Source organism: Pseudomonas sp. F01002 (genome assembly GCF_004402115.1).
Classification (GTDB): Bacteria; Pseudomonadota; Gammaproteobacteria; order Pseudomonadales; family Pseudomonadaceae; genus Aquipseudomonas; species Aquipseudomonas frigoris.
In genome coordinates this window covers 133,207-147,248 of the sequence record NZ_SOPU01000018.1, presented here as the reverse complement: position 1 = coordinate 147,248, position 14,042 = coordinate 133,207, and the positions used below count along the sequence as shown (strand labels likewise).

The window sequence follows — 14,042 nt, the reverse complement described above, 5'->3', positions numbered from 1 at the left end:
GCGAGCAAGCCCGCTCCCACAGGAATCGGGCAAGGCATCCAGCTAGTTAAGCCTGCAAGACCCTGCGGTCTTTGGGAGCTCCACCATGTTGAACACCCTTCTTCCAATCCTGTTGTTCGCAGCCCTGGGCCTCGCTGTCCTCGGCGCGTTGCGGCGGGTGGCTATGTGGCGCCGAGGCCGGGCTTCGAAAGTCGACCTGATCGGTGGCCTGTTCGCCATGCCCAAGCGTTACATGGTCGATTTGCACCATGTCGTCGCGCGGGACAAATACATCGCCAACACTCACGTTGCCACGGCTGGCGGTGCGGTGGCGTCGATTGTGCTGGCGATCCTGGTTCACGGTTTCGGCCTGCACAATCGCATTCTCGGTGTTGCACTGTTGATTGCCTCGGCGGTGATGTTCGTCGGTGCGATTTTCATGTTCCTGCGTCGTCGCAACCCACCGGCTCGTCTTTCCAAAGGGCCGTGGATGCGCCTGCCGAAAAGCCTGTTGGCGTTCTCTGCGAGCTTCTTCCTGTTGACCCTGCCGGTCGCCGGCATCCTTCCGGAAAACTTCGGTGGTTGGGTGGTGGCTGCGATCCTCGGCGTCGGTGTGCTGTGGGGCGTTAGCGAACTGTTCTTCGGCATGACCTGGGGCGGGCCGATGAAGCACGCCTTCGCCGGTGCTTTGCACCTGGCCTGGCACCGTCGCGCCGAACGCTTTGGTGGCGGCCGTTCCACCGGTTTGAAACCGCTGGACCTGAACGATCCAAACGCGCCACTGGGCGTGGAAAAACCCAAGGATTTCACCTGGAACCAACTGCTCGGCTTCGACGCCTGCGTGCAGTGCGGTAAATGCGAAGCCGCGTGCCCGGCGTTCGCCGCCGGCCAGCCGCTGAACCCGAAAAAACTGATTCAAGACATGGTCGTTGGCCTGGCCGGTGGCACCGATGCCAAGTTCGCCGGCAGCCCCTATCCGGGCAAGGCCATCGGCGAACACGCTGGTAATCCGCATCAACCGATCGTCAATGGTCTGGTGGACGCTGAAACTTTGTGGTCCTGCACCACTTGCCGCGCCTGTGTCGAGGAGTGCCCGATGATGATCGAGCACGTCGACGCCATCGTCGACATGCGCCGCCATCTGACGCTGGAAAAAGGCGCGACCCCGAACAAGGGCGCCGAAGTCCTGGAAAACCTGATCGCCACCGACAACCCTGGCGGTTTCGCCCCGGGCGGGCGGATGAACTGGGCGGCGGACTTGAACCTGAACCTGCTCAGCGAGAAGAAATCTGTCGACGTGCTGTTCTGGGTCGGCGACGGTGCCTTCGACATGCGCAACCAGCGCACTCTGCGCGCCTTCGTCAAAGTGCTGAAAGCGGCCAAGGTCGACTTTGCGGTGCTGGGGCTTGAAGAACGCGACAGCGGTGACGTGGCCCGACGTCTGGGCGACGAAGCGACCTTCCAATTGTTGGCCAAACGCAACATTCAGACTCTGGCCAAATACAGCTTCAATCGGATCGTCACCTGCGACCCGCACAGCTTCCACGTGCTGAAAAACGAATACGGCGCCTTCGACGGCAACTACCTCGTGCAGCACCACAGCACCTACATGGCGGAAATCATTGGCGCTGGCGCCCTGAACCTCGGTCAGCACAAAGGCAGCAGCGTGACTTATCACGACCCGTGCTACCTCGGCCGTTACAACGGCGAATACGAGGCACCGCGTGAAGTGCTGCGCGCCCTGGGTATCGAGATCAAGGAAATGCAACGCTCCGGTTTCCGCTCGCGCTGCTGCGGCGGCGGCGGCGGTGCGCCGATCACCGACATTCCGGGCAAGCAACGGATCCCCGACATGCGCATGGAAGACATCCGCGAAACCGGCGCCGAACTGGTGGCCGTGGGTTGTCCACAGTGCACCGCGATGCTCGAAGGCGTGGTCGAACCCCGTCCGCTGATCAAGGACATCGCCGAACTGGTGGCGGACGCGTTGCTCGAAGACGCTGCCCCGAGCAAGCCGACCAAACCGGCCCAACGTGAACCTGCGGAGGCCCACTGATGAGCGACATTATCCGCCGCGATCCACGCGCCGAATGGATCGCCCGTAACCGTTTGCACCCGCTGCACGCGGCCATGCAGCCGGCGCAACACAGCTGGATGGGGCCTAACGGCGTCATCCGCAAGAATCCCCATGGCATCGGTTTTATCGGTCCCAATGGCATCAAACGCATTGACCGCAGCGGCGCTCAACAGGGCGGGGCGACCAAACGCTCGGCCGCTGTTGAAGTGCAATTGCCGCTGCATCAAGTGCCTGCACCGGCGTTCTACATCAGCGTGGTGCCGGACATGGTCGGCGGCCGCTTGAGCAGCCACGACCGCGACCTGCTCGGCCTGGCGCACCAAATGGCCGGCAAGGACGGTGCGGTATTGGCCGTGGTCTTCGGCGAACACAAAGAAAACGCCTTTGCCACCGCTGGCGTCGATCGCTTGCTGGTGCTGGAAGGCGACGAATTCAGCGGTTATGCACCGGAACAACGGGTCCAGGGCCTGCGAGCTGTGGATAACCAGTTCAGCCCGCGTCACTGGTTGCTGCCGGACAGCCGCAGCGGCGGTGGTGAACTGGGTCGACGCTTTGCCGCGGCACTGGGCGAACGCCCGGCCACGCGGGTCTGGCAGGTCAAGGATCAGGAATGCATCGGCCGCGCGGGTGCTGGCTTGCAAGACCTTGCGCGCCCGGTCGCACGCTTGATTCTGGCTGCCGTCGAGTGCGCCGAACCTGTGAGCGAAACCCGTCACGAAGCCTTGCCGGTGGAGTTATCCACAGCGGTCGCTCGAAGCTTGTCGCGCATCGAGGATTTGGGCGCAGTGGCTGTCGATCCGGCGGCGATTCCGATGGCCGAAGCCGAGTTCATCTTCTCCGGCGGCAACGGGGTCAAGGACTGGGGACTTTTCCACAGGACGGCCGAAGCCCTCGGCGCTACCGAAGGCGCGTCCCGAGTGGCGGTGGACGATGGCTTCATGGCCCGCGACCGTCAGGTCGGCGCGTCCGGCACCTGGGTCACCGCGCGGGTCTACGTGGCGGTGGGGATTTCCGGGGCGATCCAGCACCTGCAAGGCATCGGTGCCTGCGACAAGGTGGTGGCGATCAACCTCGATCCTGGCTGCGACATGATCAAACGGGCCGACCTGTCGGTGATCGGTGAGAGCGCCGAGATTCTTCAAGCCTTGATCGATGCGGTAGAGGCTTACCGCAATGAAGCCAAGCGCGATGCGGCTTAAGGGAAGGAAAGGGTTATGAGCACGAAAATCATCAGCCTGGTTTCCATCGGCGCCCACCCGACCTCCGGCCGGCCGCGCCGCGCGGAACAGGATGCGCGGGCGGTGGAACTGGGCCTGCAACTGGCTGGGGATAACCTGCAAGTGCTGCATGCCGGCGACGTCGCGGAACCTGCACTACGCGCCTATCTGGGTATGGGCCTGGAACAGTTGCACGTGCTTGAACAACCTTCAGGCGCCGATGCGCTGCCGGCGTTGACCGCGTATTTGCGTGACGCCGGGGCGCAGGTCGTGCTGACCGGCAGCCAGGCGGAAACCGGCGAAGGCTCGGGCATGCTGCCGTTCCTGCTGGCCGAAAGCCTGGGCTGGCCGCTGGTAGTCGGGCTGGCTCAAGTTGAATCCATCGACGGTAATTCAGCACTGGTGCTGCAAGCCTTGCCTCGTGGTCAGCGCCGTCGCTTGAAAGTACGGCTGCCGTTTCTCGCGACTGTGGATAACGCCGCGCCGAAGCCTCGGCAAAGTGCCTACGGCCCGGCCCGACGCGGGGTGTTGCAGGCGGATGAAGTCGAAGTGATCGACGATGAACTGCTGGCGGTTGCCACGCTGCAACCGGCCAAGCCACGGCCTAAACGCTTGAAGGTGATCAAGGCCAAGAGCGGCGCGGATCGAATGAAAGCCGCGACGGCCAAGGCCAGCGGCGGGGGCGGGCAGGTGCTTAAAGGGCTGAGTGCCGAGGCTGGCGCCGAGGCGATTCTCAAGTTACTGATCGAAGAAGGCGTGGTCCGCTAGCGGACATCCAGTGAAGATCTAATGTGGGAGCGGGCTTGCTCGCGAAGGCGGCGTGTCAGTTATTACAAATGCTGGCTGACAAGACGCCTTCGCGAGCAAGCCCGCTCCCACAAGGAAAAATAATGACCGTTGAATTTCGTTCGGCCCTGCGCGCGGATGCGCGGGAGATTGCTCGCTTGTTCCAGATTTCGTCAGAAGGTGCTGCGAATTACATCTGGAGCCAACTGGCGCAACCCGGTCAGGATTTACTGGACGTGGGCGCCAGTCGGTTTGCCCGTGAAGACGTGGATTTTTCCTGGCAGAACTGCCTCATTGCCGAGGCACAGGGAAACGTCATTGGCATGATGCACAGCTACGTGATTCGTCACGATCCGCTGGCGCCTCCAGTGACCGATCCAGTCCTGGCGCCGTACGCCAAGATGGAAATCCCCGACACCCTCTATATTTCCAGCCTGGCGCTGCATGAAGGCTGGCGAAACCAGGGCCTGGGCAAGCAATTCCTCGCCTACGCTTACGACCGCGCCAACCAGCTGGGGCTCAATGGCCTGAGCCTGATCGACTACGCGGTGAACACCGGCGCCCGTCGGTTTTACGAGCGACATGGCTTTCGTATCGTCGATACCTGCCAGATCACTCCCCATCCGATGATTCGGGTCGCGGGTGAGGCCTATCTGATGTATCGGCCCTAGTGAGCTACATTTCTCTATGAGCTGCTCAGGGTTGCCGCAGCGCTAGTTCATAAAACTCGTTTTCTAGAATGGGTTGAACATGAGGGCGGTCAGTCGGCGTGAGACATGTCTGATCGGCGGCGTGAATTCAAAGTCGTCTCTGGTGCTGCTTGCATTTTTTATGTGTGCAGCATCAAGTTCGATGGCTGATACCAGGCCGGCAGCTCCGGATTTCTACACATGGTTAGAGCCCGAACAGGGACAAAAAGCGTCCTTGGTGCAGCTGAAACAGCAATGCGACAAGGCCTTGGATGCTGAAAAAAACCTGAATTGTTCAGTGTCTGTTCTCGCCCGGATGTTCGAGGCCAAAACCGCAAACCAGATCCCCGAATACTATTTGGCGATCAAGCATCGTCATGCTCAGGCAATCGCGAATGACCCTGAACTCAACACGATGTTTTCCATGTTCGGCAGCGAATCCCTCACAACCCTGCGGGCGGTCGGCGATTTTTCGGTGACAAGAACGAAGCGGCACGAGGTGCTGGCGATTCATCCTTACGCCAGCGGCGGTCACGTCGCTGACGAGGTGTTGCCCTACCTCGATGTCAAAGCGGCCAATGGTGTCTCGTCACGCTTCATTCTGGACACCGGCGCACCGCAAACCCGGGTCAACCACGAAACCGCGAAGCTGATGGGAATCAGGCTATTAACCGACTCTCACTATGGCTACAGCACGTTTTATGGTGAACGTGACCTGTCTGCCAAACTCGGGATCTTTGAGTCTTTAAAGATCGGCTCAAGCGAGTTCAGAAACGTCCTGGTGTTTGTCAGCGATCGGGATAACTTACTGGGGCTCGATTTGCTCGGTAAGTTGGGGCGTTTGAAGGTCTCCAAAAAGATGCTGGAGCTTAACGCCGAACCTCCCGCGCGATGCGATTCGCGAATTAACTACGCGCGCATGGACATTAATCAACGACTGATCATTGCCGCACGCCTGGATCGTCGGGCCACGCCGGCGATTATCGACACCGGCAATGTTAATTACCTGACGTCGTCCTCGCCGGGCAACTCACCCATTCATGTCACCGATAACCCGCGTTCCCAAACCTTCAAGGGTGAATTGAGCCTGTCGGGCCATATCCAATCGATCACCTACAACTACTACCCGGACTACACGATTCCTCCGTCGTTGTTGCTGGGTCAGTACGTGCCTTCGCTTTTGCTTGGGTGGGGTGCATTCAATGACTATGAGTTGAATCTGGACATCGACTCGGGCTGGTCGTGTTTCAACAGGACCTGATCGCGGTTACCCACAATCCCTGTTAGCGCTTCTGTGGATAACATGTTCGCCCTTTGCTACACACCATACAAATCAAGCCCTGCAACCCTTCGAACAAAAAACAACCAGCCTAACTTGCGGTTTTTTCACGCTTTTTTCAGAGGATAACTTTGTACGCGAACCAATACTTGCCCCCAATCTCTGTTAGCGCATCTGTGGATAAGATGTTCGCTGTCCTCTACAGGCCATATAAACCGGGCTTATCAGGAGGCTGATCAAAAAACGATCAAATCACCGTTTTAAGCTGATAAACCTCGCGCAAACCCCGATTTATCGCGGCTTCCAACGGTTTTCCACAGATCCGCCCAAGTTGCCCCCAAAGTCTGTTGGCGCTTCTGTGGATAAGGTGTTCGCCATCCTCTGCAAGCCACGTACAACGTGCCTTTCAAGCTTTAGATCAAAAAACAACCAATCGCTGCTCAAAACCCTGCTTCTGGATAAGTCACGGATTTTCTTCAGTTTCTGTGGAGAAAGTTTTCTATAAATTCACACTTGTCCCCAATAGCTGTGGGTGGAGGTGTGGATAACTTGTTTGCTAAAGGCTGGGAGGCACGCGGCGTATAGGCCTGAACGTAATAGATCATATTTCGTACAGTTCTATAGGGGAGAGGATTTCGCGGGGGAGGGATGCAGTGACTGGGAGGGCGCTTTCGCGAGCAAGCCCGCTCCCACATTTGATCGGAGGTGTTCACAAACGCTGTGGACACCTCGGTTAAGTGTGGGAGCGAGCTTGCTCGCGATGCTTTTTGCGGTTAACCCTGAACCGGAACCCCTTTGAGGTAAGCCGCAGGCTCAGCCCCCAGGTTGTTCAGCAAACGCTCGCTGTACCAATCCACAAAGTTCACCACGCCAAACTCATAGGTCTTGGAGTAAGGGCCTGGCTGGTAAGCGGTGGAGTTGATGCCGCGCTGGTTCTCTTCGGCCAGGCGACGGTCCTGGTCGTTGGTCGCATCCCAGACCTGGCGCATGCGCTCCACGTCGTAGTCCACGCCTTCGACGGCGTCCTTGTGGACGATCCACTTGGTGGTGACCATGGTTTCCTGCGCACTGATCGGCCACACCGTGAAGACGATGATGTGGTCGCCCATGCAGTGGTTCCACGAGTGCGGCAGGTGCAGGATGCGCATCGAGCCCAGGTCTGGGTTTTTGATCCGGCCCATGAGTTTGGCGCAGCCCTGTTTGCCGTCCAGGGTCATCGACACGGTGCCTTTGAGCAGCGGCATGCGCACGATGCGGTTACGCAGGCCGAAGCTGGCGTGGGCGTAAGGGATCTTTTCGGCTTCCCAGGCAGCGGCGGAGGCCGCGACGTGGTCCTTGAAAGCCTGGTCGGCACGCGGGTCGGTGACGTCGTCCCATTCCAGCAGGGTTTTCAGCAGTTCCGGGTGCGACGCGTTGCAGTGGTAGCACTCGCGGTTGTTTTCCAGCACCAGTTTCCAGTTGGCCTTTTCCATCAAGGTGGTGGTAATCGCCACCTTGGTGTTCTCCATGTCGTACGGTTCCATGTAATGGTTCAGCGTCGACAGGAAGTCATCAATGGCTGGCGGATTTTCCGACAGGCTGATGAAGATGTAGCCGCCGGCAGTCTTCACGTTGACCGGTTTGAGGCCGTACTCCTTCATGTCGAATTCGGCGCCCATCTCGGTGCCGGCGAACAGCAGGCGACCGTCCAGTTCGTAGGTCCACTGGTGGTAGTGGCAGACCAGTTTTGCGACCTTGCCTTTTTCACTGGTGCACAGCCGCGAACCACGGTGGCGGCAGACGTTGTGGAACGCATGTATCACGCCTTCGGCGCCGCGAATCACAATGATCGGGTTCTTGCCGACTTGCAGGGTCAGGTAGTTGCCCTTGGTCGGGATTTCGCAGGCCATGCCGGCGATCAACCACTCTTTCTGGAAGATTTCCTGCATATCGATATCAAACAGCCGCTCGTCAGAGTAAAACGGCTGCGGCAGCGAGAAAGTGCGTTCGCGCTCTTGCAGCATCTGCGCGGTGGCCTTGCGAGCGGGTTCCAGCGGATCGCCCAGGCTGATTTTTGCGGTGACGTCCATCGATTTGATCCTCAAGGCCATTCTGTGTGGCCGGCGAAATAGTGGCTGATACGGTTTGCTACGCAAGGCTGTAAAGGAATCGTCTTTGTGTGGAGCGAGTGTGGGGCCGGCGCACGCCAGAACCTTATCCATGGGCGACATGGCCCAATCTGTTCCCGACGCGCAACCCCCGGTAGTTGCAGGCTGGTCGCGATAAGTATGTGAATGTCGCAGATAGGTAAATGGGTGGTTCGCACGTTACGCAGAATCGCCAACATAAGGCCGACCATCGGCGGTGGAGAACAGCATGTCCAACAGCTTCCTGAATCCGGTAACCACCCAGACCTGGGCCAATGGTCGACACATCGTCCGTTGCGTCAAAGTCATCCAGGAAACCTGGGATGTGCGCACCTTCTGCTTTATGGCCGACCAGCCGATCCTGTTCTTCTTTAAGCCGGGGCAGTTTGTCACCCTGGAGCTGGAAATCGAAGGCGTGCCGATCATGCGCTCCTACACCATTTCCAGCTCGCCGTCGGTGCCGTACAGCTTTTCGGTGACCATCAAGCGCGTACCGGGCGGCAAAGTCTCCAACTGGCTGCACGACACCCTGCACGAAGGCCAGGAGCTGGCGGTGCACGGGCCGGTCGGGTTGTTCAACGCCATGGACTTCACCGCGCCGAAGGTGTTGTACCTCAGCGGCGGTGTCGGTATCACGCCGGTCATGTCGATGGCTCGCTGGTTCTACGACACCAACGGCAACGTCGACATGGTGTTTATCCACAGCGCCCGTTCGCCCAAAGACATCATTTACCACCGCGAGCTGGAACACATGGCGTCGCGGATCGATAACTTCAGCCTGCACCTGATCTGCGAGAAGCATGGTCTGGGCGAGCCGTGGGCCGGTTATCGCGGTTACCTGAACCACAAGATGCTGGAGCTGATGGCGCCGGACTTCATGGAGCGCGAAGTGTTCTGCTGCGGCCCGACGCCGTATATGAACGCGGTCAAGCGCATGCTGGAAGCAGTCGGCTTCGACATGTCGCGTTATCACGAGGAATCGTTCGGTGCTACACCGCCGGAAGCCCGTGCCGATGCGGTGGAGCAAGCCGAAATAGCCGCAGACGCACCGGACATCGACGTGGCGGACCTGCACCAGGTGGAATTCACCGCGTCCGGCAAGAGCATTCGTGTTGCACCGGGTGAAACCGTTCATGCCGCCGCTGCGAAGTTGGGGCTGTTGATTCCGAAGGCTTGTGGGATGGGGATCTGCGGGACGTGCAAGGTGATGAAGCTGGGTGGCGAGGTCGAAATGGACCACAACGGCGGGATCACCGAGGAAGACGAGGCGGAAGGGTTCATTCTTTCGTGCTGCAGCGTGCCGAAGGGCGACGTGCGCATCGAGTTTTGATAGTTGCACAATGACCCTGTAGGAGCTGTCGAGTGCAACGAGGCTGCGATCTTTTAAGATCAAAAGATCGCAGCCTTCGGCAGCTCCTTGTCAATCGACAAACAGATCCGTCATCAGTTTGTCGGTGGAGTCCGGTTCAAACCGATACCCCTCAAAATCCGTCACCCCGTGCTCCCGCAGAATTTCCTCATCAATCAGCAATCGCCCAGTAATGCTGCGACCGCTGCGGCTCAGAATCACATGGGCGGCGTCGGCCATGATCGCGGGCGTACGCGCATGCTTGAACGACTCCCGTGACCCCAGCTGAAACTCGATGGCAGCCGTTGCAATCATCGTTTGCGGCCATAGCGAGTTGACGCTGATGCCGTAGTTCTTGAATTCTTCGCTCATACCCACGGTCAGCATGCTCATGCCGTATTTGGTCACGGTATAGGGGCTGTACTGGGCGAACCACTTGGTCGCCAGATTCAGTGGCGGGGACAGGTTGAGGATATGTCCGGCGCTTTTCTTCAGATAGGGCAGGGCGGCCTGGCTGCACAGGAGCACGGCGCGGGTGTTGATCTGGTGCATCAGGTCGAAGCGCTTGAGTTCGATGTGTTGGACGCCAGTCAACTTGATCGCGCCGGCATTGTTGATCAGCGCATCAATGCCGCCGAAATGCTCGTTGGCCTGGGCCAATGCCTCAAGCACCGCGACGTCATCACGCACATCCACCTGCAACGCCAACGCCTTGCCGCCCGCGGCTTCGACTTCCTCGGCCACGCTGAAAATCGTGCCCGGCAACTTGGGGTGCGGCTCGGCGCTTTTAGCGGCAATCACAATGTTGGCCCCATCCCGCGCAGCCCGCAGCGCGATCTCACGACCAATCCCGCGGCTGGCGCCGGTGATGAACAGGGTTTTGCCTTTCAATGACATGCGTGCGCTCCTGATTATTGTTGTCTGAGCGGAGGCTCGACAAACAATGTAGACCATGTCTTTCAGGGCAAACGATCAGGGGCAGCAGGACTGTTGGACTGTTGGACTGTTGGACTGTAGGAGCTGTCGAGTGAAACGAGGCTGCGATCTTTTGATCTTAAAAAACCAACATCAAAAGATCGCAGCCTCGTTTCACTCGACAGCTCCTACCAGCTCCTACCAGCTCCTGCAGTCCTACAAGGGGAGGGCTTAGCGGGACATGACTTCGCGAATATCCGCCGCCAATTCCCGCACGCGTTCTTCTTCGGTGTCCCACGAGCACATGAAGCGGGCGCCGCCGTTGCCGATGAAGGTGTAGAAGCGCCAGCCCTTGGCCGTCAATGCGGCGATGGCCGGTTCCGAGAGTTGCAGGAACACGCCGTTGGCTTGCACCGGGAACATCAGTTCCACGCCTGGAATATCGCTCACCAGTTCCGCCAGCAGCTGCGCGCAGTGGTTGGCGTGGCGGGCGTATTTAAGCCAGGCGTCGTTTTCCAGAATCCCGACCCACGGCGCGGACAGGAAACGCATCTTCGAGGCCAGTTGCCCGGCCTGTTTGCAGCGGTAGTCGAAGTCTTCAGCCAGTTTGTGGTTGAAGAACAGAATCGCTTCCCCCACCGCCATGCCGTTTTTCGTGCCGCCGAAGCACAACACGTCGACGCCGGCCTTCCAGGTCAGGTCGGCTGGCGAGCAGCCAAGGAAAGCGCAGGCGTTGGAGAACCGCGCGCCGTCCATGTGCAGGTTCAGGCCCAGCTCTTTGCACGTGGCGCTGATGGCGCGGATTTCTTCCGGGGTGTAGACGCTGCCGACTTCGGTGGCTTGGGTCAGGGTGACTACGCGCGGTTTCGGGTAATGGATGTCCTGGCGCTTGAGCGCGATTTCGCGGATCGATTCCGGGGTCAGCTTGCCGTTTTCAGTGCGGGCGATGAGCAGTTTGGAGCCGTTGGAAAAGAATTCCGGTGCGCCGCATTCGTCGGTTTCGACGTGGGCGGTTTCCGAGCAGATCACGCTGTGGTAACTCTGGCACAGCGACGACAGGGCCAGGGAGTTGGCCGCGGTGCCGTTGAAGGCGAAGAACACTTCGCAGTCGGTTTCGAACAGTTTTCGGAAATCGTCGGACGCGCGTGCGGTCCATTCGTCGTCGCCATAGGCGCGTTGGTGGCCGTGGTTGGCCTGTTCCATGGCCGCCCAGGCTTCAGGGCAGATACCGGAATAGTTGTCGCTGGCGAATTGTTGGCTCTTATCGGTCATGGCCCTGCTTTCCGTGGTCGAGACGCTTATGGTGAAGCGCCCCGTGGTCAATGATGGTGCGCACTTTACCGAAGATCATCCGGTGAGCACACGCGATGTGTCTGACAGAAAAATACAAAAACGACGGGCAATTATGCACATGACGCAAAGGGATGGGGCACTGGATCTGCTCAAGTGGCTGGCGCTGTTGAGCATGGTGCTCGATCACCTGCGATATGTCGGTTATTCCCTCGATCTGCTGTATGTGCCGGGGCGACTGGCGTTCCCCTGGTTCTGTCTGGCGATGGCCGCAAACCTGGCACGGGCCCGCGCGGTGACGACCGACGGCCAGTGGCGTTATTTGGGCTGGTTGCTGCTGTTTAGCGCCATCAGCGAAATCCCCTACCGGATCTACATGCCTGATCCCGACACCTTGAACGTGCTGCCCACGTTGGTGCTGGGATTGCTGGTGGCCCGTGGCTGGCAGGATCGAACCCTGCAAACGCGACTGTTGGCGGCAGGCGCCTTGCTGCTGGCGGCGCTGTTCCCGGAACGGCTGATGTTCGGCTTCTTCGGGGTGCTGTTGCCGCTGGCGATGTTGCTGGTGATCGGGCGGCCCTGGTATTTCAGTCTGTTGCCGGGGCTGGTCTGTCTGGCAGCCAATCAGTGGCCAGTGCTGTATTCCGCCGCCCAGTTTCACAATGTTGCTGCCATCCTCGGCCTCGCCGCTTGTCTGATCGCGCCATTGCTGGGACTGTTGTTATTGCGACACACCCAAGGCATTAAGCCACCACCGATGCGTCGCTGGGCCTATGCGCTCTATCCCGCGCATTTCCTCGCTCTTCTAGCCTTGCGTCAACTCATCGGCTGACACTCTGTAGGAGCTGCCGAAGGCTGCGATCTTTTGATTTTGCTTGTTAAAAGATCAAAAGATCGCAGCCTTCGGCAGCTCCTACCAAGGGCATGTCGTAAACGCACCTTTGCGTGGCGTCCGTAGGCATTTGGCCTGTCTGCGCCGGTCATACCATCGCATCCAAAGGGCACTGCCGAAAGGTACGTGCCTCACCGAGACGAATGGCGCACCGCCGCCGCTGGGAGAGACGCGATGTTCAGCAAGCAAGACCAGATCCAGGGTTACGACGATGCACTGCTGGCGGCGATGAATGCCGAGGAGCAACGCCAGGAAGATCACATCGAGCTGATTGCGTCAGAAAACTACACCAGCAAACGCGTCATGGAAGCGCAAGGCAGTGGCCTGACCAACAAATACGCCGAAGGTTATCCGGGCAAGCGCTACTACGGTGGTTGCGAGCACGTGGACAAAGTTGAAGCGCTGGCCATCGAACGCGCCAAGCAACTGTTCGGTGCCGACTACGCCAACGTGCAGCCGCACTCCGGCTCTTCAGCCAACAGCGCTGTGTATCTGGCCCTGATTCAGCCTGGCGACACCATCCTCGGCATGAGCCTGGCCCATGGCGGTCACCTGACCCACGGCGCCAAAGTGTCATCCTCGGGCAAGCTGTACAACGCCGTGCAGTACGGGATCGACACCAAGACCGGGCTGATCGACTACGACGAAGTCGAGCGCCTGGCTGTCGAGTGCAAACCGAAGATGATCGTCGCCGGCTTCTCTGCTTACTCCAAGACCCTCGACTTCCCACGATTCCGTCAGATTGCCGACAAAGTCGGTGCCCTGCTGTTCGTCGACATGGCCCACGTCGCAGGTCTGGTCGCTGCCGGCCTGTACCCGAACCCGCTGCCTTACGCCGATGTGGTCACCACCACCACCCACAAGACCCTGCGCGGTCCACGTGGCGGCCTGATCCTGTGCAAGGCCAACGAAGAAATAGAGAAGAAGCTCAACGCGGCAGTCTTCCCGGGTGCCCAGGGCGGCCCGCTGATGCACGTGATCGCTGGTAAAGCGGTGTGCTTCAAGGAAGCGCTGGAGCCTGGTTTCAAGGCCTATCAGCAACAAGTGATCGACAACGCCCAGGCCATGGCCGGCGTATTTATCAAACGCGGCTACGATGTAGTGTCCGGCGGCACCGATAACCACCTGTTCCTGGTCAGCCTGATCCGTCAGGGCCTCACCGGCAAAGAGGCGGATGCAGCACTCGGTCGCGCCCACATCACCGTGAACAAGAACGCTGTCCCGAACGATCCACAGTCGCCGTTCGTGACCTCCGGCCTGCGCATCGGCACCCCGGCGGTGACCACTCGCGGCTTCAAGGTTACCCAGTGCGTCACGTTGGCCGGCTGGATCTGCGACATTCTCGACAACCTCGGCGACGCCGATGTCGAGGCTAATGTTGCGCAGCAAGTTTCAGCCCTGTGCGCGGACTTCCCGGTTTATCGCTGAGCGCGGTTTTGGAGTA

General features: G+C 59.4%; 11 protein-coding genes. 8 read left to right on the top strand and 3 right to left on the bottom strand.

From position 1 onward, the window contains the following. Positions 1-85: 85 nt before the first annotated feature. From dgcB to E3W21_RS14410, 5 genes are all read left to right on the top strand, one after another. Positions 86-2,035, top strand: coding sequence for a dimethylglycine demethylation protein DgcB (gene dgcB, locus E3W21_RS14430; protein ID WP_134420558.1), 1,950 nt, complete (start codon positions 86-88; stop codon positions 2,033-2,035). Then, complete coding sequence (locus E3W21_RS14425; protein ID WP_134420556.1) at positions 2,035-3,255, top strand: electron transfer flavoprotein subunit alpha/FixB family protein; 1,221 nt, start codon at positions 2,035-2,037, stop codon at positions 3,253-3,255. Before dgcB ends, E3W21_RS14425 begins: the two co-directional genes overlap by 1 nt. 15 nt (positions 3,256-3,270) lie before the next feature. Further along, positions 3,271-4,041, top strand: coding sequence for an electron transfer flavoprotein subunit beta (locus E3W21_RS14420; protein WP_123368597.1), 771 nt, complete (start codon positions 3,271-3,273; stop codon positions 4,039-4,041). Between the two features lie 122 nt (positions 4,042-4,163). Continuing rightward, entirely contained in the window at positions 4,164-4,730 is a 567-nt protein-coding gene (locus tag E3W21_RS14415) for a GNAT family N-acetyltransferase (RefSeq protein ID WP_134420554.1), read from the top strand. Positions 4,731-4,809: 79 nt separating this feature from the next. Beyond that, complete coding sequence (locus E3W21_RS14410) at positions 4,810-6,009, top strand: retropepsin-like aspartic protease (protein ID WP_134420552.1); 1,200 nt, start codon at positions 4,810-4,812, stop codon at positions 6,007-6,009. A gap of 791 nt (positions 6,010-6,800) precedes the next feature. On the opposite strand, the gene gbcA is transcribed toward E3W21_RS14410, so the two are convergent. Then, positions 6,801-8,096 carry a glycine-betaine demethylase subunit GbcA gene (gene gbcA / locus E3W21_RS14405; protein ID WP_134420550.1) on the bottom strand — a complete coding sequence of 432 codons (1,296 nt, stop codon included), beginning with the start codon at positions 8,094-8,096 and terminating at the stop codon, positions 6,801-6,803. 286 nt (positions 8,097-8,382) lie between these two features. Here gbcA and gbcB point away from each other — a divergent pair, with 286 nt between their 5' ends. After that, positions 8,383-9,483, top strand: a complete 1,101-nt coding sequence (gbcB, locus tag E3W21_RS14395) for a glycine-betaine demethylase subunit GbcB (protein ID WP_129440532.1) — start codon at positions 8,383-8,385, stop codon at positions 9,481-9,483. Between the two features lie 90 nt (positions 9,484-9,573). Here the strand turns inward: gbcB and E3W21_RS14390 are convergent, their stop codons facing one another. Continuing rightward, the gene (locus E3W21_RS14390; RefSeq protein ID WP_134420548.1) at positions 9,574-10,398 is read right to left on the bottom strand and encodes an NAD(P)-dependent oxidoreductase; all 825 of its coding nucleotides are present in this window, start codon (positions 10,396-10,398) and stop codon (positions 9,574-9,576) included. A gap of 249 nt (positions 10,399-10,647) precedes the next feature. Continuing rightward, entirely contained in the window at positions 10,648-11,688 is a 1,041-nt protein-coding gene (locus tag E3W21_RS14385) for a low specificity L-threonine aldolase (protein WP_046045314.1), read from the bottom strand. Between the two features lie 133 nt (positions 11,689-11,821). Here E3W21_RS14385 and E3W21_RS14380 point away from each other — a divergent pair, with 133 nt between their 5' ends. Both E3W21_RS14380 and glyA read left to right on the top strand, forming a co-directional pair. Continuing rightward, entirely contained in the window at positions 11,822-12,538 is a 717-nt protein-coding gene (locus tag E3W21_RS14380; protein WP_134420546.1) for a TraX family protein, read from the top strand. Positions 12,539-12,772: 234 nt separating this feature from the next. Continuing rightward, complete coding sequence (glyA, locus tag E3W21_RS14375) at positions 12,773-14,026, top strand: serine hydroxymethyltransferase (RefSeq protein WP_134420544.1); 1,254 nt, start codon at positions 12,773-12,775, stop codon at positions 14,024-14,026. The last annotated feature ends 16 nt before the right edge of the window (positions 14,027-14,042 follow it).

What these genes read in the sequence shown, in the direction of transcription:
- glyA (WP_134420544.1), top strand. Translation starts at nt 12,773, where the DNA reads ATGTTCAGCAAGCAAGACCAGATCCAGGGTTACGACGATGCACTGCTG.
- dgcB (WP_134420558.1), top strand. Translation starts at nt 86, where the DNA reads ATGTTGAACACCCTTCTTCCAATCCTGTTGTTCGCAGCCCTGGGCCTC.
- gbcB (WP_129440532.1), top strand. Translation starts at nt 8,383, where the DNA reads ATGTCCAACAGCTTCCTGAATCCGGTAACCACCCAGACCTGGGCCAAT.
- E3W21_RS14410 (WP_134420552.1), top strand. Translation starts at nt 4,810, where the DNA reads ATGAGGGCGGTCAGTCGGCGTGAGACATGTCTGATCGGCGGCGTGAAT.
- E3W21_RS14415 (WP_134420554.1), top strand. Translation starts at nt 4,164, where the DNA reads ATGACCGTTGAATTTCGTTCGGCCCTGCGCGCGGATGCGCGGGAGATT.
- E3W21_RS14385 (WP_046045314.1), bottom strand. Translation starts at nt 11,688, where the DNA reads ATGACCGATAAGAGCCAACAATTCGCCAGCGACAACTATTCCGGTATC.
- E3W21_RS14420 (WP_123368597.1), top strand. Translation starts at nt 3,271, where the DNA reads ATGAGCACGAAAATCATCAGCCTGGTTTCCATCGGCGCCCACCCGACC.
- gbcA (WP_134420550.1), bottom strand. Translation starts at nt 8,096, where the DNA reads ATGGACGTCACCGCAAAAATCAGCCTGGGCGATCCGCTGGAACCCGCT.
- E3W21_RS14425 (WP_134420556.1), top strand. Translation starts at nt 2,035, where the DNA reads ATGAGCGACATTATCCGCCGCGATCCACGCGCCGAATGGATCGCCCGT.
- E3W21_RS14380 (WP_134420546.1), top strand. Translation starts at nt 11,822, where the DNA reads ATGCACATGACGCAAAGGGATGGGGCACTGGATCTGCTCAAGTGGCTG.
- E3W21_RS14390 (WP_134420548.1), bottom strand. Translation starts at nt 10,398, where the DNA reads ATGTCATTGAAAGGCAAAACCCTGTTCATCACCGGCGCCAGCCGCGGG.